Source organism: Xanthomonas euroxanthea (assembly GCF_903989455.1).
GTDB lineage: Bacteria > Pseudomonadota > Gammaproteobacteria > Xanthomonadales > Xanthomonadaceae > Xanthomonas > Xanthomonas euroxanthea.
Genome location: NZ_LR861803.1, coordinates 109952 through 131700, shown reverse-complemented (window position 1 = coordinate 131700; position 21749 = coordinate 109952). Strand labels below are relative to the sequence as shown.

Genomic DNA, 21749 nt, shown 5'->3' with positions numbered 1-21749 from the left:
GTGACGGGCGTCTCCGCTTTCACGCAAGGGTGATGCCAGGTTTTCCCTGCTGCATTGCGTCACGCCCGATCGCGCCGCGGGTGCGGCCGATAGTGGAGGTCTTCGCTGCGGCGCATCACGCGCGGCGCTTGCGCTGTGTCCGCAAACATGGTGTTTATCGCGACAGTGATCTTCTGGACTGTCGCAAATTGCGACACGAGGTGGCGGATGGCGATGTCGACGGAGCAGCAGCTGGGCCGTGCGCGGCGCTCGTTCTTCGAGCACGGCGCAATGCCGGCCGGGCAGGTACCGGACGCGATCCTGCAGTCGTGGCGACGCTGCCAGCGCCAGGGCCTGGCCGCCGAGGCGACACCGGCGATCGAACCGGTCAGCGCCGCACGCCTGCGCGAGATGCGCGAACGCCACGAGACCCTGTGGCGGCGCGCGCGCGCCGAGCTGGAAGGGCTGTCGGCCGACGCAGCGGCCACCGGCAGCGTCGTGCTGCTCACCGACGAGGCTGGCTGGATACTCGATGCCGAGGGCAGCACCGGCTTCCTCGAGCGCGCCGGGCGGGTGGCGCTGATGCCCGGCGCCTGTTGGAGCGAGAGCGTGCTCGGCACCAATGCCATCGGCACCGCGATCGTGGAGAGCCGCTCGATCGAGGTCCGCGGCGGCGAGCACTATCTCGCCCCGCACGGCATCCTCAGCTGTGCCGCGGCGCCGATCTTCGACCCTTACGGGCAGTTGGTGGGCGTGCTCGACATCTCCGGCGACGCGCGTCTGCAGCACATCCACGCGCTGGGACTGGCGCGGCGCGCGGTCGCCAGCATCGAGCACCGCTACTTCGACGACGGCATCGCCGATTGCGAACTGCTGCGCGTGCACCACGACCCGGCCCTGCTCGGCACCGCGCACGAGGGCCTGCTGGCATTCCGCGGCGGGCGCCTGGTGGCAGCCAACCGCGCCGGCCTGCAGCTGTTCGGGCTGGAGCGCCACGAACTGGGGCGCGCGCGCTACGACGCGCTGTTCGAGGAGCCGCTGACCCGGCTGCGCCACGACGGCGCCCTGTTCGATCGCCAGGGCCGCGCCCTGTACGGGCGCGTGGACGAGCGCGGCGACGCGCGGCCGCGCCGGCGCGCCACGCAACCACCGATCACGGTCTCGGCCGCCCGCCAGGACGGTGACCGCGACGCACCGCTATTCGAGGCCGAGATCGAGCGCCTGCTCGGGCGCGCCTGCCGGGTGCTGGATGCCGAGCTCCCGGTGCTGGTGCAGGGCGAGACCGGCACCGGCAAGGAGGTGTTCGCGCGCGAGCTGCACCGCCGCTGCACGCGCGCTGCCCGCCCGTTCGTCGCGGTGAACTGCGCCGCGCTGCCCGAGGGTCTGATCGAGGCCGAGCTGTTCGGCTACGAGGACGGCGCCTTCACCGGAGCGCGCAAGCACGGCAGCCCGGGGCTGCTGCGCCAGGCCGAGGGCGGGGTGCTGTTTCTCGACGAAATCGGCGACATGCCGCTGGCGCTGCAACCGCGGCTGCTGCGCGTGCTGCAGGAGCGCGAACTGTCGCCGCTGGGTGGCGGCAAGCCGGTGCGGCTGGATTTCGCGCTGGTCTGCGCCACCCACCAGGACCTGCAAGCGGCAATCGCCGACGGCCGCTTCCGCGCCGACCTGTACTACCGCATCGCCCATCATGTCGTGGCGCTGCCGGCGCTGCGCGCGCACGCCGACCGCCCGCTGCTGGTGCAAGAGCTGTGGCAGCGCCTGGGCCAGGGCCGCCGGCTCAGCGCCGACGCGCTGCAGGTCCTGGCCGACTACGACTGGCCGGGCAACCTGCGCCAGCTCTCGGCCTGCCTGCGCACGCTGGTGGCGCTGAGCGAACCCGGCGAGCGCATCGACCGCGACGCGCTGCCGGGCTACCTCGCCACCCGGACCGCAGTGTCGGCGGTCGCCGCTGCCGCACCGACACCGGCACCGGCACCGGCACCGGCCGATAGCCTGGAGCAGCTGGCACAGGCGGCGATGCGGCAGGCGCTGGACGCCTGCGGCGGCAATGTCGCGAAGGCGGCACGCAGGCTCGGCATCAGCCGCAGCACGCTGTATCGCCGGCTCGGCCCGCAACGGGCCTGACACCGGGCGCGCAAGCGCATCGCCCACCGATGCGGCCCGGGAGCGCACGGATGCGCATGCACACCGGCAAGACCCCTTCGCGGCCGCCATCACTGCCGGCGTGCGTCATGCTGTATTCCTCGACGCAAACGGCGGCGTGTGGGCAACGGGAAACGCCGACGCGAGCCAGCTCGGCGCATTACCGCCGCTGACGCCGTCTCGCGTTGCGCATCAAGTGGGGAGTCTGCGGGTACGAAACCTTACCCGCCATGCCTCTCAACGTGCCTGGACTTCCGCCCGCCATCGCGATCGCTGCGGCCGCGACTGCAGTGCCGCCGTGGATCGCGGCGGGTGACTTGCACGCCGTGCGCACGCACCTCAGCCGCGCGGTGCAGTCGGCTTGAAGACGTCGGGATCGGCCATGGCAGCAGCGCAATCCTGCACGTTTTTCAGGTGGTAGGACTGCAACTGCCAACCCGCTGTGGCCGATGCCGCAGTCCACCGATACGTCCAGTGGTAGCGCATCCCCGCGCCACATGCGTCGATGGCGACCGCATCCCCAGGCTGACCATGCTTCGGGAAGGCCACCTCGGGACTGGTCAGGTCTGCACGCCCGCCGGCAGCTGGCGCGTGCGTGCGGTAACTGGTGCGTAGCTGGCCTAGCTCGGCGGCGCGTGCCGGCCGCTGTTGCCTGGACGGCTGCGCCAGCAACCAGCGATGCACCTGCGCCACGGCTGGGCTATCGGCCGGAAAGGTCCGCGTTACCTGCAGCGTGCCTGGTTCCGAGGGTGCAGCGGCGCTGGCGATGGTGCCGCTCAACAGACTGGTCGCGCCGAGCGCCGCAACCGACACCACTTGCAGGAATGTCATCCCATGCTCCATGCGTTGTGTGCGGAACACCGAGCCTAGCACCCCACGACCGGCTGGCTGCAGGGGCTGCAGCGATGCTGTGCAGGACCAGGTGCGCCATTTCAGCGACTGAAATAACCTGCCACGCAGGGGTGGCTGCGTGGATGCAAACCGATGCCGCCGGCACCCGCGCACCGAGCGCAGCGATCAGATCCAGACGTCGTTGTCTGCGGTGTAGGCGCCGCCCGCATCGCCGGTATTGACCACGCCGCGCGGCTCGACCAGCAGCACGCTGCATTCGTGCTCCGCCGCCGGCCGGTGTTCGACACCCTTGGGCACCACGTGCATCTGCCCGGCCGACAGCGCCACCACGCCATCGCGAAATTCGATGGTCATGCTGCCGTCCAGCACGATGAACACCTCGTCCGTGTCCGCATGCCGGTGCCACACGAACGCACCCTGCAGCTTGACCAGTTTGAACTGGTAGTCGTTCATTTCCGCAACGACACGCGGGGACCAGTGCTGCGACAGCAGGGCGAGCTTGTCGCTGAAATCGATCGGGGCGTAGCGCGTGTTCAACGGAAACATCCTTGTGGCGGGAATGCGCCTGCAAGCTTAGTGCATCGCATTGCGCACAGTCACTGCTGCAGAAACGCGGCGCCTTGCCGTGACGCCCGGCAAGCAATGCGAGCGGCTTGCCGAACGCAGTGCGCGCTTAGGTACCAGCGGTGCGGGTGTCTGCCGCACGCCACGCTTGCACGGCTGCGCTCACCTGCGCCCCGTGGCTGGCGCTGACATCGCGCGCGGCAAAGGCGTGCGGCCGCCATTGCACCTGCGCAGCCAGCCGTGCGCAGGCGGCATGCCCGTCTGCCAGCACGTCGGCCTGCTCGGTTGCGTCCAACGCCAGCAGCACCGAAAAGCCGGTGGCCGAGATCGCACAGTTGATGTCCAGCCAGTCGCGGTTGTCCTCGCGCAGGAGAACCCAGTCTGCGGGGGCGTGATCGATGACGATCATGGCGGGCCTTGGGCGGTGGGCACCGGTGTGGAGTGTCGATGGCACACCGTGGGTCAGCGGGACGGCTTCGTCGCGCCCGGGTGCGCTCCTACGGTGACGGGCGTGTTGTTGAGCGCGCGCCGCCTGCGGCCGGATCGGCTGCCCAACGCTCATTGCAGGCCAAGCGGTTGTTGGAGAGACATCCGCATGCTGTTGTGCCGTTGCGTGGCGGCGCGTGCATTGGCGGGATGGCTTTGTCGCGCCCGGGTGCGCTCCTACGGGTGGCGGGCGCGTTGTTGAGCGCGCGCCGCCTGCGGTAGCTCAGCCGCCGAAATCCCACTGCAGGCCGACCGTGTAGGTGCGGTCCGGGCCTGGTTCGTAATAGCGCCCGTTGCCGTCGTTGACGATGACCGAGCCGACGTAGTGCCGGTCCAGCGCATTGTCGATGCGGGCGAAGGTGCGCAGCCCGCCCAGCGTGGTGGTCCAGCGCCGGGAGGCTTCCAGGTTGACCAGCGCGTAGCCGGGCGCGCGCTCGGTCGCCAGGTCGTTGACCACGGTGGCGTCGGAGGCCACCGTTTCGGCGGCGAACTGCCATTGCAACGGCTGCCACTGCCAGCGCGCGAACAGTTGCTGGCGCGGCACGCCCGGCAGGCGCGCGCCGCTGGCCACCGGCGCAGTGGGCGTGGCGCAGCCGCTGCTGGCGCAGGTGAGGTAGCCATCGCGCACGGTAGCATCGACAAAGGTGTAGGCCAGCTGCAGTTGCTGGGTGTCGCCCACCGGCTGATTCCAGCTCAGCTCCGCGCCCTGGCGGCGGGTGGCACCGATGTTGCGGTAGGTGCTGCGGCCATTGGTATTGCTGGCCACGGCCAGTTCGTCGTCGGTGTCGGCGCGGAACAGCGCCACTTCCACCGCTGCGCCGCTTTGCGCGCGCCACTTGCTGCCGATTTCATAATTGCGGCTGGTCGCCGCGCCCAGATCCAGCGCCAGGCCGGCGCCGCCATCGCTGCGATACCCCAGCTCGTTGAAGGTGGGCGTTTCGAACCCGCGCCCGACCGAGGCGTAGAAACGCAGATCCTCGGCGGCACGGAACACGATGCCGGCCACCGGCGTGGTTGCCGAATAATCGCGCTGGCCGCTGTCGTCGGGATTGCGCCCGAGGATGTAGTGGTCGTCCGAATCGAAGCGCACCTGGCTATGCCGCACGCCCAGCAAGGCCGACCAGCGGTCGCTCCACTGCCACCACGCCTGCGCAAACTGGTCCACATTCTCGACCTGGTCGCGCTGGTTGCGGCGCAGCGCGCCCTGCACGCCCAGCGTGTCGCCGACGAAATTCTCGTAACCGGTGCGGTGCTGGCGTTGACGATCCACGTTCGCGCCCACGGTCAGCTGCAAGGGCCGGCCCAGGGCCTGCCCCTGCCAGGCCCAACGCGCGTCGGCGCCTTCGTAATTGCTGTCCAGATCGATCACCCCGCCCGAGTGCAGCGGGTTGCGCTGCACCGCCACCGGGATCGCCAGGAACTGCTCCACGCTGCGCTGCCCGCCGTAGGCCATCAGCCGCAGTGTCTGGCTGTCCAGCTGCTCGGTGAAGATGGCCCCGGCCTGCGACTGCCGCACCGATTTGCGGGTGTTGAACTGGGTGGCCACCGACGTGGCCTGCGCCGGGTCGGCGTTGAACTGCGCGCGGGTCAGGCCGAGCGGGTCCTGCGCGTCGGGTGCGTCCAGGTAGTTGAGCACCAGGTCCAGCCGGCGGCCCTCGGCCAGATCGAAGCCGAGCTTGGCGTTGACCGACTCGCGCCTGGCGCGGCTATGGGCGCGGAAGCCGTCGGTTTCGAAATGATTGGCGGCCAGGTTGTAGTGCACCGCGCCCTGCTGGCCGAGCAATTGCGCGCCCACGTTGACGGTGGCGTTGCTGCCGTAGGTGGCGCGCAGCCGCCAGGGGTCGTTTGGGGCGCCGTCGGCGCTCCACAGCTGCAGCACGCCGCCGGAGGAGTTGCCGTACAGCGCCGAGAACGGCCCGCGCAGCACTTCCACCCGCTGCGCGCCCAGCACGTTGAAGTGCGACAGCTGGCCCTGGCCATCGGGCATGCTGGCCGGGATGCCGTCGACCAGCAGCCGCACGCCGCGCACGCCGAAGGTGGAGCGCGCACCGAAGCCGCGGATCGACAGCTGGGTGTCCTGCGCGTAGTTCTGGCGATCGCGCGCCACCAGCCCGGGGATGCCGTCCAGCAGCTCGGACACCTGCGCGCCGCGGCGGTTGTCGGCATCGACCGCCACCACGGTGAACGAGGCCGGCAGGTCGAAGTCGTCCACGCCGTGCACGCGCGCGGCGTCCACCTGCACGGTGGGCAAGCGCTGGATCGGTGGGGAGGCGGGCGGCGCCGGATCGGCGGCCAGGACGGGCGACGCGGCGCCCGTGGCGAACAGGCCGCAGGCGGCGGCCAACAAGGTCAGTCTGGGCATGGGCGTAGTGTCCCTCATCCGTACTGTGTGCGCATCGTTGCGTACGGAACGAAGCATGCTACGCCGGCCATGGGCTGCTACGATGAAGTGGTTTGGCCCAGCCGCGGCCGAGCATCCGGAAGTCCCTCACTCTTTCGTCCTTCAGCGAGTCATGCCGTGTCCTTCTTTGCAAACGTGGAACAGGTTCCAGGCGACCCCATCCTGGGCCTGACCGAGGCCTACAACGCCGACAGCCGCCCCAACAAGGTCAACCTGGGCGTGGGCATCTATTACGACGAGAACGGGCGCATCCCGCTGTTGCGCGCCGTGCACAAGATCGAGCAGCAGCTTGCGCTGGATGCCAAACCGCGCGGCTACCTGCCCATCGACGGCCTGGCCGCCTACGACAAGGCCACACAGGAGCTGCTGTTCGGCACCGAGTCGGCGCTGCTGGCCTCCGGCCGCGTGGCGACCTCGCAGACCGTCGGCGGCAGCGGCGCCCTGCGCGTGGGCGCGGACCTGCTCAAGAAGCTGCTGCCCACGGCCACCATCGCCATCAGCAACCCGAGCTGGGAAAACCATCGCGCCGTGTTCGGCGCGGCCGGCTTCGAGGTCGTGGATTACACCTATTTCGATGCCGCCAGCCATGGGCTGAACTTCGACGGCATGCTCGCCGACCTGGCAAAGCTGGAGCCGGGCACCGTGGTGCTGCTGCACGCCTGCTGCCACAACCCCACCGGCGCCGACCTGACCAAGGAGCAGTGGAAGCAGGTCGCCGGGCTGTTGAAGGAACGCAAGCTGTTCCCGTTCGTCGACATCGCCTACCAGGGCTTCGACAAGGGCATCGAGGCCGATGCGTACGCGGTGCGCCTGCTCGCCGCCGAAGGCATCGACAGCTACGTGGTCGCCAGCTCGTACTCCAAGTCGTTCTCGCTGTACGGCGAGCGCGTGGGCGCGTTGTCGGTGGTCTCGGCCAGCGCGGCCGAAGCCAAGGCCGTGCAGTCGCAGGTCAAGCGCATCATCCGCACCATCTACTCCAGCCCGTCCACGCACGGCGCCGCCCTGGTGGCCGGCGTGCTGACCAGCCCGGAGCTGCGCGATCTGTGGGAGCAGGAACTCACCGAAATGCGCGAGCGCATCCACGCCCTGCGCGCGGGCCTGGTGGCCAAGCTGGCCACGCTGGGCGCGCCGGAGTTCGACTTCATCCAGCGCCAGGCCGGCATGTTCTCGTACTCGGGCCTGACCCGGACCCAGGTCGACCGCCTGCGCGAGGAGTTCGCGATCTATGCCGTGGGCACCGGCCGCATCTGCGTGGCCGCGCTGAGCCAGCGCAACCTGGACTACGTGGCACAGGCCGTGGCCACGGTCAGCCGCATGTAAGCGACGCAGCGTGGTCGGCCACAGCGGCCAACGCCTGCACACCGGGAGCGCGCCAGCCTCCCGGTTTTTTTGTGCCCGCAAACGCCCCCCTTCCCAGCCCTCGCCGCGTCCCTCCCCCGCCGGCGGGCGAAGGTGCCCGAAGGGCGGACGGGGGCAAGCGCAGCGCGACCATCGCTCCCCCATTCGCGCATGTTCGATCAACAACGCGGCAAAACGCGCATGCAGTGATCGAAATCTAACGGCGCAATGGCGACAATGGCGGACCACTTCCTACACAGGCTGCCCGCCCCCATGTCGCGTCCCTCGCTGACCCGCTTCCTGATCGAAGAGCAACACGCCGGCCGTATCGACCCGGAATTGCGCCAGCTGATCACCATCGTCTCGCGCGCCTGCAAGCGCATTTCCATCGCCGTGAGCAAGGGCGCCCTGGGCGGCGTGCTCGGCGATGCCGGCACCGGCAACGTGCAGGGCGAGGCGCAGAAGAAGCTCGACGTGCTCAGCAACGACATCCTGCTCGAAGCCAACGCCTGGGGCGGCCACCTGGCCGCGTGCGCGTCGGAAGAAATGGACCACAGCCAGCCGGTGCCCGACCAGTACCCCAGCGGCGATTTCCTGCTGCTGTTCGATCCGCTGGACGGCAGCTCCAACATCGACGTCAACGTCTCGGTCGGCACCATCTTCTCGGTGCTGCGCGCGCCCAAGGGCACCGAAAAGCCCGGCGATGAGCACTTCCTGCAGCCGGGCACCCAGCAGGTCGCCGCCGGCTACTGCATCTACGGCCCCAGCACGATGCTGGTGCTCACGCTCGGCCACGGCACCCACGCCTTCACCCTGGAGCGCGAGGAAGGCAGCTTCCTGCTGACCCAGGCCAACATGCGCGTGCCCGAGGATACCGCCGAATACGCCATCAACATGTCCAACCAGCGCCACTGGGAGCCGGCCATGCAGTCCTATGTCAGCGACCTGCTGGCCGGCAAGGACGGCAGCCGCGGCAAGGACTTCAACATGCGCTGGATCGCCAGCATGGTCGCCGACGTGCACCGCATCCTCACCCGCGGCGGCATCTTCATCTACCCCTGGGACAAGAAGGACGCCTCCAAGCCCGGCAAGCTGCGCCTGATGTACGAAGCCAACCCGATGAGCATGCTGGTGGAACAGGCCGGCGGCGCGGCCACCACCGGGCGCGAGCGCATCCTGGACCTGCAGCCGACGCAGCTGCATCAGCGCGTGCCGGTGTTCCTGGGTTCGAAGAACGAAGTGAATGAGGCCACGCGCTATCACGTGGAGTTCGACAAGGCGCAGGGCTGAACTTTCGGCGCAAGCCACACGCCGCGCTGACGCATGCCAGACACCCGCCCCGTGCGGGTGTCTTTGTTTGTGACCACGGCTGATCACGCAATCAATGATGGTCTGCAGAGCGACGAGAACTGCGCCAGCAGCCACATCCTGCCGTCAGTTGACTCACCACCGGGCAGCGGTGAGTATCGCCCTCGGGCCGGAGTGGGGCGGTCTACGGGAAGTCGATCTCTACGCGCAATGCCTTGCAAGCAGTCGCCTGACTGCCCACAGGGATCACATATCGATCAGGGAGTTCACATGAAGACCGCATGTGTTGCACTGGTGGCTGCCGTCATGTTGCAGGCCACACCCGCCTTCTCCGCATCAACCGCGCCATCGCCACTGGTCGGAACCTGGCTGCTGGATACCAGCAGCCTGCCGATGCCGGCAGCGGTACGACCCAAACGTGTCGTCCTGGAGTTCAAACAGGTTCCAGGCAACAAGTGGGCCACCAACGCCGAGATCATCGAACACGACAACAAGACGCTGCAGGCGCAATCCACGCTGTTGCTGGACGGCACGCCGGGCAAGGCCTCGGGCACCTACCTGGTGGATCGCGCCGCGGTCAAAATGCCCGAGCCCGGCGTGCTGGTGATGCAGTTGATGTATCAAGGTGTCCCGGCATCCACGCGCACCTATACGGTCAGTGCCGACGGCAAGGTCATGACCGAGATTGAAGCGTACTTCAAGGACGGCAACCCGGTGATGCGCACGGCGTATTTCAAACGCGCGGCAAGTCAGTCCAAGTGAACACGGGCGAGCCGACGCCGCATCGCGGCGCGGCTCGTTTATTTGAGGAGCTGCGACAGTTTGAAGGCAGGGAGCCTGTATGCGATATCTTTCACCGATCGATCTTGCAGCCACATTACGGCGCAGCAGGTCGGTCGAGCAGTTTCTCGGAAAAAGTCCAGTCGATGCAGCATACATTCGCCATGTCGAGTTACGGCCGGCAAACAATTGCATCGAGGTATGGGTGTATGACGTCGAGGACGTTGGCAGCGAAGACTATTCGGATCTGTATGACTTCGCATATTTCGAGCCAGACGGACCCCGTGCCCCTGCCGCCATCTTTGCGGACGCTGCCGCTGCCGTGACGTATGCCAGCACATTCTTGGCGGCTGACCCTACGCGCTGGACCAACCTCGGGATTGCCGAGTCCGAATACCTTGACTACCTTCGGGCAGACAGGCCTTCCGGTTGGCCGGTTGCCATCTGACCCTTCATCTCGATGCCGACCGGGCAAGCGCTTGGGTTCAACCGCCAGCACTCGCCCCAAGTTGCCTGTGTCGCAACGCACATCGCCCCGATACCGTAGTTGAGCCGACCAGAGCATCCATGACCGCGATCAAATTCACCGAAGGCGAGCGGGCGGCGATCACCCGCAAGATCCAGCTGTATTTCAGCGAGGAGCTGAAGCAGCAGATCGGCCGCTTCGATGCGGAGTTTCTGCTGGATTTCTTCGCCGACGAGGTGGGAGCCTATTTCTACAATCGGGGCGTCTACGATGCGCAGGCCATCGTTGCCAGCAAGCTGGACGACCTGGGTGAGGCGATCTACCAGCTGGAACGCCCTACCGACTTCAAAAAGTGATCCGCCACCTCACGATGTCGCAGCACTGAGAAGTCCCACTTCGCTGCTGCGAGCAGGGCAACATGCGCGTGCCCGAGGACACCGCCGAATACGCCATCAAGTCGCGTCGTTCCGTCACGTTGTTCAGTGATTCCTGCAACGCAAGGGCGTCACTGCGCCATTCCGGTCTTCAGCTGGCCAGCATCCTTGAGAAGTGCAAGCGCCCACTCCACACGGTCCGATGCGGTGGCGACCAGGCTGCCTGGATCCTCGCCCAGCAGGGCGCGCAGTTGATGCGGCGCGAAGACCAGGTCGACGAAGTGGCTTGCCAGCGCAGCCGGATTGGCCGGTTGATCCGGGCCGTCCTGGATCGCCGCCTGCACGCGCCGCAGCCCGCCTTCCCAGCCGATGCGGTTGACTTCAGCGGCAAGCGCCGGCGCGCGAATGGAAGTGCCGACGACCAGGCGCATCATCGCCACCGTCTGGGGCTGCAACGCATGCGCAAGCATCCCTTGTCCTGCGTGTCTCAGGCGCCCCTCCAGATCCATCGGGACGCTGGCTGCGGCAGGCAGGGGCTGGGTGTCGACATCGCGACGGACCACCGCTTCAAAAATGGCGTCCTTATTGGCATAGCGCGCGTAAAAGCTTGCCTTGCCCGCACCGGCCAGCCGCGCGATGTCCTCACACGAGGTGTCCTCGACTCCGCGCTCCAGGAAGAGGTGCAGTGCCGCATCGAGTAAGCGCCGTTCCACATCGCCCGCTTTCTCGAGTGGCGGCCTTCCGCCTTTTGACTTTTGCTTGACTGCTTTCATCGACGAAAAGTTACACGTCGCTTGCATTCCCATCAACTGAACGATATCGTTCAGTTGTTCGCTGCGTGGTCTTCCAGCCCGGCGAATGGCGGAGCTGCTGAGTGACGCAGAGCTTGCTGCGCTGTCGCAGTTCTCATTGCCATTGTTGGCGCAAAAAGACCCAGGCACGAGGCAATTGTGGAGACAGATGCGACATCCCGAATCGTTGTTGCAGGCGCCACCGGCGACCTGGGTGGCCGGATCGCCTTTGCGCTGAAGGACCAGGGAGCCGCTGTCGTTGCCCTTGTTCGCCAAGGTGCCGGGAAGGACCGTGTTGCGGCCCTGCAACGCAGGAACATCGAGGTCCGCTCCGTCGAGATGGAAGACGCCAAATCGTTGCGTGAAGCGGTCGGGAATGCGGCCTGTGTCGTGTCCGCGCTCAACGGTTTGGAAGACGTCATGCTGGATCAGCAGGGAAAGCTGTTGCATGCAGCGGTCAGCGCCGGCGTGCCTCGCTTCATCCCGTCCGATTTCTCGCTGGACTATACGAAGACACGGCCGGGCGACAATCGAAACCTGGATCTGCGGCGCCGGTTCAGAGACCGGCTGGATGCCGCGCCGATCGCGGCCACCTCGGTGTTGTGCGGCGGCTTTCTGGAGCTGCTTGAGGGCAGCGCGCGCCTGGTGGTCCCGGGCCGTCGTGTCATGCATTTTGGCGACGCACACCAGCAGCTCGATTTCACCGCCAAAGATGACGTCGCCAGCTACACGGCCGCGGCCGCACGGGATGCCACTGCCCCGCGGGACCTGCGCATTGCCGGCAACAGCGTTTCACCGAACGACATCGCGCAACTGCTCACCGAACTCACCGGGCAGCGCTATCGCACGCTCAGGCCCGGCGGGCTCGGCACGATGTCGGCAATCATCCGTGCAGTGCGTGCACTCACACCCGCCAGCGATGATCCCTTCCCTCCCTGGCAGGGCATGCAATATCTGCGCGACATGATGAGCGGGCGCGGCAAGTTGGTCCCGCTGGATAACGATCGCTACGGTGCGCGCTCCTGGCAGACAGCCCGCCAGACACTGGCCAACACCTATGTACGGGAGTCTTGAGATGCGCGATGGCATTGCACCGTTCCACATCCAGGTTGCACAAGCGGAGCTGGATGACCTTGCACACCGGCTGAGGCAAACGCGTTGGCCAAGTAGGGAAACCGTGGCGGACCACAGCCAGGGCCCGCAGAGCGAGCGCATCCGGCGCCTGGTGGACCGCTGGCAGTCCGGTTACGACTGGCGTGCGACAGAGCGGTTGTTGAACGGCTGGAACAGCAGTCGTACGACGATCGATGGACTGGAGATCCAGTTCCTGCATGTACGCTCGCCCGAGCCCGATGCGCTTGCCTTACTGCTGACGCACGGGTGGCCCGGTTCGGTGCTCGAATTCCGCGAGGTGATCGGCCCCTTGAGCGACCCGGTGGCCCATGGCGGGCAGGCGTCGGACGCCTTCCATCTCATCATCCCATCCTTGCCTGGCTTTGGGTTCTCTGCAAAGCCGACCGCCCGTGGCTGGGGAATCGGGCGCACGGCTGCGGCATGGGTCGAACTGATGCGCCGCTTGGGGTATGGCGAGCGCTGGGCCGCACAAGGCGGCGATTGGGGCAGTGCGATCACCACCGCGCTTGGATTCATGCAGCCACCGGGCCTGGTGGGCATCCATCTGAACATGGCGATGTTCGAACCCAGCACGCAGGAAATCGCCGAAGCCACACCGGCCGAGCAGAAGATGCTGGAGGACGCCCAACGCTACTACACGGAATTTTCCGGCTACATGAAGCTGCAAAGCAGCCGGCCGCAATCGGTGGGCTTCAGCTTGGCGGACTCTCCGGTGGGCCTGGCTGCATGGATCTATGCACTCTTCCAGGACGTCTCCCAGAGCGGCTTTGAACCGGAGAAGGTGATCGCGTTGGACCACCTCATCGATGACATCATGCTGTACTGGCTCCCGAACGCAGGGCCCAGCTCGGTGCGTCTGTATTGGGAAGCCGCGCAGGAAGCCAGGGCACAGATGCCTTCGCATCCAATGCCCACGCCAACTGGCATCAGCATGTTTCCCGGCGAGCAGGTGCGCCTTTCCCGGCGCTGGGCAGAGCGCCGCTTTGCGGATCTCCGCTTTTTTGGGCAAGCGCAGCGGGGTGGACATTTTGCGGCGATGGAGAATCCGCCGGTCTTTGTCGATCATCTGCGAACGACCTTCCAGTCCCTTCGGTAAGGGCGACCGCGCCTTGCGTGCCGGCACTGCCTTCGGGCCACGGCCATGCTGACGGCGCCAACGTCTCCGCATTGCAGGTGGAGCTGCCGGGGGCCATGCCGGCATTGCCCCCTTGACCGCCAGCGCCCACACCGGCCAGTCTCGGGGGCTGGCACGGCGGGGAGTCGTGCCGCTGGCCTTCAACGGAGAACCGCCGTGGACCGTCGTACCTTCCTCACCTTGTCCGGCATCGGTGCTGCCGGGCTGTTGCTGCCGCACACGCGCCTGATCGCGGCCGAGCAGTTGCTCGCGCCCAACGATGCCGCGCGCAGCCGTCGCTTGTCCGATACCGCGCTGAGCACGGCCAAGGCGGCCGGTGCCAGTTATTGCGATGTGCGCGTGGGCCGTTATCTGCGCCAGTTCGTGATCACCCGCGAGGCGCAGGTGGAGAACGTGGTCAACGCCGAATCCAGTGGCGTGGGGGTGCGCGTGCTGGCCGATGGCGCCTGGGGGTTTGCGGCCACCAATACGCTGACCAGCGATGGCGTGGCCACCGCCACGCGCCAGGCGGTGGCGATCGCCAGGGCCAACGCGCGGCTGGGCGGTGCGCCGGTGCAGCTGGCGCCGGTGACGCCGGCCGGGCAGGTGCAATGGCGCACGCCGATCAAGAAGAACGCGATGGAAGTGCCGCTGGGCGACAAGGTGGCGCTGCTGATGGACGTCAACGCGGCGGCGTTGAATGCCGGTGCGACCTTCGTGGCCTCGCGCATGTTCGCGATCAACGAGCAGAAGTACTTCGCCAGCAGTGACGGCTCCTACATCGACCAGGACGTGCACCGGCTGTGGCTGCCGTTCACCGTTACCGCGGTGGACAAGGCCAGCGGCAAGTTCCGCACCCGCGACGGGCTGTCGGCGCCGATGGGCATGGGCTACGAATATCTCGACGGCGATGCCAGCCAGAAGCACCAGCTGCCAGGCGGGCTCATCGGTTACGGCCACAGCTACGATGCGCGCGAGGATGCGATCGCCGCCGCCAAGCAGGCGCGCGCCAAACTCACCGCACCATCGGTGAAGGCCGGCAAGTACGATCTGGTGATCGACCCGAGCAACCTGTTCCTCACCATCCACGAGTCGGTGGGCCACCCGCTCGAGCTCGATCGCGTGCTCGGCTACGAGGCCAACTACGCCGGTACCAGCTTCGCCACGCTGGACAAGCGCGATGCCGGCTATCGCTGGGGCAGCGATGCGGTGACCTTCGTCGCCGACCGCACCCAGCCCGGCAGCCTGGGCGCGGTGGGGTACGACGACGAGGGCGTCAAGAGCAAGCAATGGGAGCTGGTGAAGGACGGCATCCTGGTCGACTACCAGTGCACGCGCGATCAGGCGCATCTGCTCGGCAAGACCGCGTCCGATGGCTGCAGCTATGCCGACTCGTGGTCCAGCGTGCAGTTCCAGCGTATGCCCAACGTCTCGCTGGCGGCAGGCAAGACGCCGCTGGCGGTTGCCGACATGATCAAGAACGTCGAGCGCGGGTTGTACATCCACGGGCGTGGCTCGTATTCGATCGATCAGCAGCGCTACAACGCGCAGTTCGGCGGGCAGTTGTTCTACGAAATCGAGAATGGCCAGGTCACGCGCCTGGTGGAGGACGGCGCCTACCAGATCCGCACGCCGGAATTCTGGAACGCCTGCAGCGCGGTCTGCGACCAACGCGACTTCCGCCTGGGCGGCTCGTTCTTCGATGGCAAGGGCCAACCCAGCCAGGTATCAGCGGTCTCGCACGGGTCGTCCACGGCGCGCTTCGATGGCATCAACGTGATCAACACCGCGCGCGCATTGGGTTGAGAGAAGCTGGTCGGTCGAGGGCGCGGTGCCCCAGAGATTGAGCTTGCGCACCAGCATCGAACAGCGCGCATCGCGCATCGCGCACTGCTCTTACCGCTCTTAACTGTGCACACCGACCATCGTGACTGGTCCTTGCCCGCCCACCGTCGCGGGACCTTACGCGGCATGGATGCCGCGTAAGAGCCTACATGGACGTACTTGCGGCGTGTCCTGCGATGGTGGGCGGGCAAGGGGCCTGCAGCCAGGGCGCAGATCATCCGCTCTGCAAGCGATCCAGCCGCACTGTCCCTGTCTATCGAGACGAACCACCTAAAGCGATCGGGACTTAGACCGCGGCGGCGTTTAGACGCGATCAGATGCCCAAGTCAAAAGGCCGGCGGGTCGAGGGCGCGGTGCCCTCACCGCTCGCGGGACACGCCGTGAATCCGTCCGTGGAGGCTCGGTGGCGGCATCCATGCCGCCACACGGTCCCGCAATCGGCGAGGACACCGCACCAGACAGTTGATCGGCTGTTCTTTCGAAAGCGTGTCACTCGGCTTGCGGTGCGCAGGCGAGACGTTTGTAGATTGGGTGTTGGAGTCCGGTCTGTCGCTCGGCTTGCGATGGAAAATGGTGAGAGGTTGAGCGAACGCCCCGTGATCCAACCAGCGCTCGTCATGCACTGCTTGCAAACACACACCGACCATCCCGACAGGTCCTTGCCCGCCCACCGTCGCGGGACCTTACGCGGCATGGATGCCGCGTAAGAGCCTACATGGACGTACTTGCGGCGTGTCCTGCGATGGTGGGCGGGCAAGGGCCCCGCAGCAACCCCGCAGACCATCGTTTCGTTTTCAGCCGCCGTGGGCCATGTGAAACAGCGACTGCGCGCGATGGCACACGCGCGTGCATGCCACGATCGCCAGCGAGAAAGGCACGCGTGGCATCGATCGCACCGAGGGCATCGCGATGAGGCAGCACCACACGCAGCCAGCCGCGCTCGCCACATGTGCAGGCCTGCTGCGCCACCGGGTTCATGCACGTCTTGCGTTTGCAGACCTACCCCTGCCGAAAGTCATTTGACGCAGCGTTCATCGCCCGGCAAGAATCGGCGATACCGTGCAGATAGCGATCTGTGCGTCACCACACTACCTGCGCGCCGCGCGGGATCATTGGGGAGTTGCCGTGCAGCGACGTGATTTCCTGGCCCTGACCGGGCTGACCATGGGCGGGCTGGTGGTGCCGGCCTACTTCGGCAAGGCGATCGCCGCCGAGCAGTTGGTGACGCAACTGGATGTGGGCCGCAAGAAGCGCCTGGCCGATGCCGGCCTCAACGCCGCGCGCCAGGCCGGTGCGAGCTATTGCGATGTGCGCATCGGCCGCTATCTGCGCCAGTTCGTCATCACCCGCGAGGACAAGGTGCAGAACGTGGTCAACACCGAATCCATCGGTGCGGGCGTGCGTGTCCTGGTGGCCGGCGCCTGGGGCTTTGCCGCCACCAACGTGCTCACCGAACAGGGCGTGGCCAAGGCCGCGGCGCAGGCTGCCGCAATCGCCAAGGCCAATGCCAAGGTGCAGGGCACGCCGGTGCAACTGGCGCCCACGCCGGGCGTGGGCGAGGTCAGCTGGAAGACGCCGATCAGCAAGAACGCGATGGAAGTGCCGATCAAGGACAAGGTGGACCTGCTGCTGGGCGTCAACGCTGCCGCCACCGCGGCCGGCGCCAGCTTCGTCAATTCGATGCTGTTCGTGGTCAACGAGCAGAAGTACTTTGCCAGCACCGATGGCTCGTACATCGACCAGGACGTGCACCGCATCTGGGCGCCGCTGAGCGTGACCGCCATCGACAAGGCCAGCGGCAAGTTCCGCACCCGCGACGGCTTGTCCGCGCCGATGGGGCTGGGCTACGAGTATCTGGATGGCGCCGCCTCGGGCAAGTTCGTCTCGCCCAACGGCGTGGTCAATTACGGCCTGTCCTACGACATGAAGGAAGACGCGATTGCCGCGGCCAAACAGGCGCAGGAAAAGCTCAAGGCGCCGTCGGTGAAGCCGGGCAAGTACGACCTGGTGCTGGACCCCTCGCACACCTGGCTGACCATCCACGAGTCGGTCGGCCATCCGCTGGAGCTGGACCGCGTGCTCGGCTACGAGGCCAACTACGCCGGCACCAGCTTCGCCACGCTGGACAAGCTCAAGGCCGGCTTCCAGTACGGCAGCGACAAGGTGCATATCCTGGCCGACAAGCTCCAGCCCGGCAGCCTGGGCGCGGTGGGTTACGACGATGAGGGCGTCAAGACCAAGCAGTGGGACCTGATCCGCGACGGCAAGCTGGTGGACTACCAGGCCATCCGCGACCAGGCGCATATCCTCGGCAAGACCGCCTCCGACGGCTGCTGCTATGCCGACTCGTGGTCCAGCGTGCAGTTCCAGCGCATGGCCAATGTGTCGCTGGCCGCCGGCAAGGTACCGCTGAGCGTGAGCGAGTTGATCAAGGACGTGGAAAACGGCATCTACATCATCGGCGACGGCTCGTTCTCCATCGACCAGCAGCGCTACAACGCGCAGTTCGGCGGCCAGCTGTTCTACGAGATCAAGAACGGCGCCATCACCCGCATGCTCGAGGACGTGGCCTACCAGATCCGCACGCCGGAATTCTGGAATGCCTGCAGCGCCGTGGCCGATCAACGCGACTACCGCCTGGGCGGCTCGTTCTTCGACGGCAAGGGCCAGCCGAGCCAGTCCTCGGCAGTCTCGCATGGCTCGTCCACCGCCCGTTTCGACGGCATCAACGTCATCAACACCGCCCGCTCGCTCGGCTGACAGGAGAAACCCACATGAGCATCCTTACCGAAGCGCAGGCCAAGACCATCCTGGACAAGGTCATCAAGCTGTCCAAGGCCGACGAGTGCACCGCCACGCTCAGCGGCTCGATCGACGGCAACATCCGTTTCGCACTGAATAACGTGTCCACCAGCGGCATCGTCGATAACACTGACCTGCAGGTGCAGGTGGCGTTCGGCAAGCGCGTGGGCGTCGCCACCATCAACGAGTTCGACGATGCCGCGCTGGAGCGCGTGGTGCGGCGCGCCGAAGACCTGGCACGGCTGGCGCCGGAAAACCCGGAATTCATGCCGGCGGTGGACAAGCAGACCTACCGGCCCAGCCTCACCTTCAGCGACTCCACCGCCGCCATCGACCCGGCATTCCGCGCGCAGGTGGCCGCCGATTCGATCGCCTCGTGCAAGGGCAAGGGATTGATAGCGGCCGGCTTCCTGGAAGATGGCCAGAGCTTTACCGCGTTCGCCAACAGCAAGGGCAACTTTGGCTACCAGCGTGGCGCGCGTTTCGACTACACCTGCACCGTGCGCACCGAGGATGGCCGCGGCTCGGGTTGGGTCGGCCGCAACCTCAAGGATGCCGCCGACTTCAAGGCCGAGCAGGACATCCGCATCGCCATGCGCAAGGCCAGCGATTCGTCCGAAGCCAAGGCGCTGGAGCCGGGCAAGTACACGGTGATCCTGGAGCCGGCGGCGGCGGCAGGATTGATCTCGTTCATGATGCGCTACTTCGATGCGCGCATGGCCGACGAGGGCCGCAGCTTCCTGTCCAAGAAGGGCGGCGGCAACAAGCTGGGCGAGCAGGTCTACGACCCGCGCGTGAACATCACCGCCGACCCGTGGGATGCGCGTGCCGCGGTGCTGCCGTGGGACGAGGAAGGCCTGCCGCGCGAGAAGATGGCCATCGTGGAGAACGGCAAGATCGCCAACCTGCAGTATTCGCGGTTCTGGGCGCAGAAGAACGGCAAGCGCGCGGTCGGCGAGCCGGGCAACCTACTGATGGCCGGTGGCGAGAAGAACATCGCCGAGCTGGTGCGCGGCACCGAGAAGGGCATCCTGGTCACGCGCACCTGGTACATCCGCATGGTCGACCCGCAGACCGTGCTGCTGACCGGGCTGACCCGCGACGGCACCTTCTACATCGAGAACGGGCAGATCAAGTACCCGGTGAAGAATTTCCGCTTCAACGAATCGCCGATCATCATGCTCAACAACATCGACGAGCTGGGCAGGCCGGTGCGCGTGGCCGGCGATGAATCCAGCTACGTGATGATGATTCCGCCGATGCGGCTGCGCGACTTTACGTTTACCTCGTTGTCGGATGCGGTGTGAGTCGGAGCCGGGAATCGGGATTCGGGATTCGGGAATGGGAGAGCAAGCGCCGCTCCTCCCAACCTGATTGTTTACAAGCGCTTCCGGTTCCCGGTTCCCTCCCGGCCACGACATCGCGACGCCATTTCCTTGGTCTGCTGCTCGGTAGTGCTGCAACGCTGGCACTGCCGTGGCAGGCGCGGGCGGCGGGCAACTACGATTTCTGGTTTACCCGGCTGCGCTACGATTCGGGCGATTGGGATGTGGATGCGCGCATGCCGTCCAACCTGATCACCTCGCTGATCGACTACACCCAGCTGCGCGTGGACCCGCAGGAGCACGTGCTGGACCTGGCCGATCCGCGCATGCTGCAGGCACCGTTCTGCTACCTGTCCGGGCACAAGCTGGTGGAGTTCAATCCGGCCGAGCGGCGCAACTTCGAACGCTATGTGCGCAATGGCGGGTTCGTGTTCGTGGACGATTGCAATCACGATATCGACGGCCTGTTCGCCACCTCGTTCGAGGCGCAGATGGCAACGATCTTCGGCAAGAGCGCATTGCAGAAGCTGCCCAAAAGCCACCGTCTGTATAGCGCATTCTTCAAGTTCCCCGACGGCCCGCCGGCCACCAGCTTCGAGCTCAATGGCTGGGGCGACGATCTGGTGCACGATTATCTCAGGGGCATCAGCATCGATGGCCGGCTCGGCGTGTTGTACAGCAACAAGGACTACGGCTGCGAATGGGATTACGACTGGCGCAACAAGCGGTTTCTGGCCGAAGACAACACCAAGTTCGCAGTGAACATCGTGATGTATGCATTGACCAACTGAAATCGATCCGCAGGATTGCGCTTGCGCGCAACGAGGCTTTATCGGTAACGCCACATCGCGCGCCAGCGCGCTCCTACAGGAATCACGCGAGATTTTTCCAGGCACGACACCACCGCCAACCGCCCGCCGTTGCATACGCAAGCCGCGCACGCCTTTGTAGGAGCGCGCTTGCGCGCGATGAAGATTGACCGGTAACGCATCGCGCGCAGGCGCGCTCCTACGCCAGCAGCCAGACAACGAGACATCCCCCAATGACTTCCCCCAGCGACGACATCCTCACCGCACAGCTCTCCCAACTCGGCGCGCTGCGTGCGGCCCTGGCCCAGGCGGTGGTGGGCCAGGACGCGGTGGTGGAGCAACTGCTGATCGGCCTGCTGGCCGGCGGCCACTGCCTGCTGGAAGGCGCGCCCGGCCTGGGCAAGACGCTGCTGGTGCGCTCGCTGGGGCAGGCGCTGGAGCTGCAGTTCCGCCGCGTGCAGTTCACCCCCGACCTGATGCCCAGCGACATCCTCGGCACCGAGCTGCTGGAAGAGGAGCATGGCACCGGGCATCGGCAGTTCCGGTTCCAGCAGGGCCCGATCTTCACCAACCTGCTGCTGGCCGACGAGCTCAATCGCACCCCGCCCAAGACCCAGGCCGCGCTGCTGGAGGCGATGAGCGAGCGCACGGTGAGTTATGCCGGCACCACCTATGCGTTGCCGGCGCCGTTCTTCGTGCTGGCCACGCAGAACCCGATCGAACAGGCCGGCACCTATCCGTTGCCGGAAGCGCAGCTGGACCGCTTCCTGCTGCATGTGCGGGTGGATTACCCCAGCGAGCAGGAAGAGCGCGACATCCTCACCCAGACCACCGGCACCACCAGTGCGCAGGTGCCCAGGGTGATGGATGCCGACAGCGTGCTGGCGCTGCAGCAACAGGTGCGGCACGTGCATGTGGGCGCGGACCTGCTGACCTGGATCAATCGCCTGGTGCGGGCCAGCCGCCCCGGCCCGCAGGCCAGCGAGGAGGTGCGCCAATGGATCAAATGGGGCGCCGGCCCGCGCGCCGGGCAATCGCTGGTGCTGGCGGCCAAGGCGCGTGCGTTGTTGCACGGCCGCCTTGCCGCCACCCGCGAGGACGTCGTCGCGCTGGCCGCGCCGGTGATGCGCCATCGCCTGTTGCTGTCGTTCGCCGCCGAGGCCGAACAACGCAGCGCCGACGATGTGGTCGCCGCGCTGCTGCGCGCCGTGCCGTTCCCGGCGTGAGGCGCGCGGCAAC

The 21749-nt window shown here is 66.6% G+C and carries 18 protein-coding genes; 13 read left to right on the top strand and 5 right to left on the bottom strand.

The features are described 5' to 3' along the window. The first annotated feature begins 207 nt into the window (after positions 1-207). On the top strand, positions 208-2103 hold the full coding sequence (locus H7A86_RS00545; protein WP_119130071.1) for a sigma-54-dependent Fis family transcriptional regulator: 1896 nt from the start codon (positions 208-210) through the stop codon (positions 2101-2103). A 357-nt stretch (positions 2104-2460) separates the two neighbouring features. Here H7A86_RS00545 and H7A86_RS00535 read toward each other — a convergent pair whose 3' ends face one another. From H7A86_RS00535 to H7A86_RS00520, 4 genes are all read right to left on the bottom strand, one after another. Then, positions 2461-2952 (bottom strand): hypothetical protein, encoded by a 492-nt coding sequence (locus H7A86_RS00535; protein WP_180707984.1) that lies wholly within the window; start codon positions 2950-2952, stop codon positions 2461-2463. A gap of 186 nt (positions 2953-3138) precedes the next feature. Then, positions 3139-3519: a cupin domain-containing protein gene (locus H7A86_RS00530; RefSeq protein ID WP_115675556.1), complete on the bottom strand. Its 381-nt coding sequence runs from the start codon at positions 3517-3519 to the stop codon at positions 3139-3141. Between the two features lie 127 nt (positions 3520-3646). After that, positions 3647-3946 (bottom strand): hypothetical protein, encoded by a 300-nt coding sequence (locus tag H7A86_RS00525; protein WP_119130070.1) that lies wholly within the window; start codon positions 3944-3946, stop codon positions 3647-3649. Positions 3947-4246: 300 nt separating this feature from the next. Further along, positions 4247-6385: a TonB-dependent receptor family protein gene (locus tag H7A86_RS00520; RefSeq protein WP_180707983.1), complete on the bottom strand. Its 2139-nt coding sequence runs from the start codon at positions 6383-6385 to the stop codon at positions 4247-4249. A gap of 156 nt (positions 6386-6541) precedes the next feature. On the opposite strand from H7A86_RS00520, the gene H7A86_RS00515 reads away from it, so the two are divergent. The 5 genes from H7A86_RS00515 to H7A86_RS00495 all read left to right on the top strand — a co-directional run bounded on the left by H7A86_RS00515 (position 6542) and on the right by H7A86_RS00495 (position 10672). After that, positions 6542-7744, top strand: coding sequence for an amino acid aminotransferase (locus tag H7A86_RS00515; RefSeq protein WP_119130068.1), 1203 nt, complete (start codon positions 6542-6544; stop codon positions 7742-7744). Between the two features lie 291 nt (positions 7745-8035). Further along, positions 8036-9052, top strand: a complete 1017-nt coding sequence (locus H7A86_RS00510) for a class 1 fructose-bisphosphatase (protein ID WP_119130067.1) — start codon at positions 8036-8038, stop codon at positions 9050-9052. A 312-nt stretch (positions 9053-9364) separates the two neighbouring features. Further along, positions 9365-9832: a hypothetical protein gene (locus H7A86_RS00505; RefSeq protein WP_050570510.1), complete on the top strand. Its 468-nt coding sequence runs from the start codon at positions 9365-9367 to the stop codon at positions 9830-9832. 79 nt (positions 9833-9911) lie between these two features. Then, positions 9912-10298, top strand: a complete 387-nt coding sequence (locus H7A86_RS00500; protein WP_119130066.1) for a hypothetical protein — start codon at positions 9912-9914, stop codon at positions 10296-10298. 119 nt (positions 10299-10417) lie between these two features. Beyond that, positions 10418-10672 carry a DUF2164 domain-containing protein gene (locus H7A86_RS00495; protein ID WP_119127223.1) on the top strand — a complete coding sequence of 85 codons (255 nt, stop codon included), beginning with the start codon at positions 10418-10420 and terminating at the stop codon, positions 10670-10672. Between the two features lie 149 nt (positions 10673-10821). On the opposite strand, the gene H7A86_RS00490 is transcribed toward H7A86_RS00495, so the two are convergent. Continuing rightward, positions 10822-11463, bottom strand: a complete 642-nt coding sequence (locus tag H7A86_RS00490; RefSeq protein WP_119130065.1) for a TetR/AcrR family transcriptional regulator — start codon at positions 11461-11463, stop codon at positions 10822-10824. A gap of 177 nt (positions 11464-11640) precedes the next feature. Between H7A86_RS00490 and H7A86_RS00485 the strand changes: the two genes are divergently transcribed. The 7 genes from H7A86_RS00485 (at position 11641) to H7A86_RS00455 (ending at position 21736) form a co-directional block, all read left to right on the top strand. Continuing rightward, positions 11641-12555, top strand: coding sequence for an NmrA family NAD(P)-binding protein (locus H7A86_RS00485; protein WP_119130064.1), 915 nt, complete (start codon positions 11641-11643; stop codon positions 12553-12555). Between the two features lies 1 nt (position 12556). Then, positions 12557-13711, top strand: a complete 1155-nt coding sequence (locus H7A86_RS00480; protein WP_119130063.1) for an epoxide hydrolase family protein — start codon at positions 12557-12559, stop codon at positions 13709-13711. A gap of 195 nt (positions 13712-13906) precedes the next feature. Next, a complete protein-coding gene (locus H7A86_RS00475; RefSeq protein WP_180707982.1) occupies positions 13907-15535 on the top strand; it encodes a TldD/PmbA family protein in 1629 nt (542 codons plus the stop codon). Between the two features lie 1164 nt (positions 15536-16699). Next, positions 16700-18334: a TldD/PmbA family protein gene (locus H7A86_RS00470; RefSeq protein ID WP_180707981.1), complete on the top strand. Its 1635-nt coding sequence runs from the start codon at positions 16700-16702 to the stop codon at positions 18332-18334. A gap of 14 nt (positions 18335-18348) precedes the next feature. After that, positions 18349-19683, top strand: a complete 1335-nt coding sequence (locus tag H7A86_RS00465; protein WP_119130062.1) for a TldD/PmbA family protein — start codon at positions 18349-18351, stop codon at positions 19681-19683. Beyond that, positions 19680-20492, top strand: a complete 813-nt coding sequence (locus tag H7A86_RS00460; protein ID WP_119130061.1) for a DUF4159 domain-containing protein — start codon at positions 19680-19682, stop codon at positions 20490-20492. Before H7A86_RS00465 ends, H7A86_RS00460 begins: the two co-directional genes overlap by 4 nt. A gap of 251 nt (positions 20493-20743) precedes the next feature. After that, entirely contained in the window at positions 20744-21736 is a 993-nt protein-coding gene (locus tag H7A86_RS00455) for an AAA family ATPase (RefSeq protein ID WP_119130060.1), read from the top strand. Positions 21737-21749 lie beyond the last annotated feature (13 nt).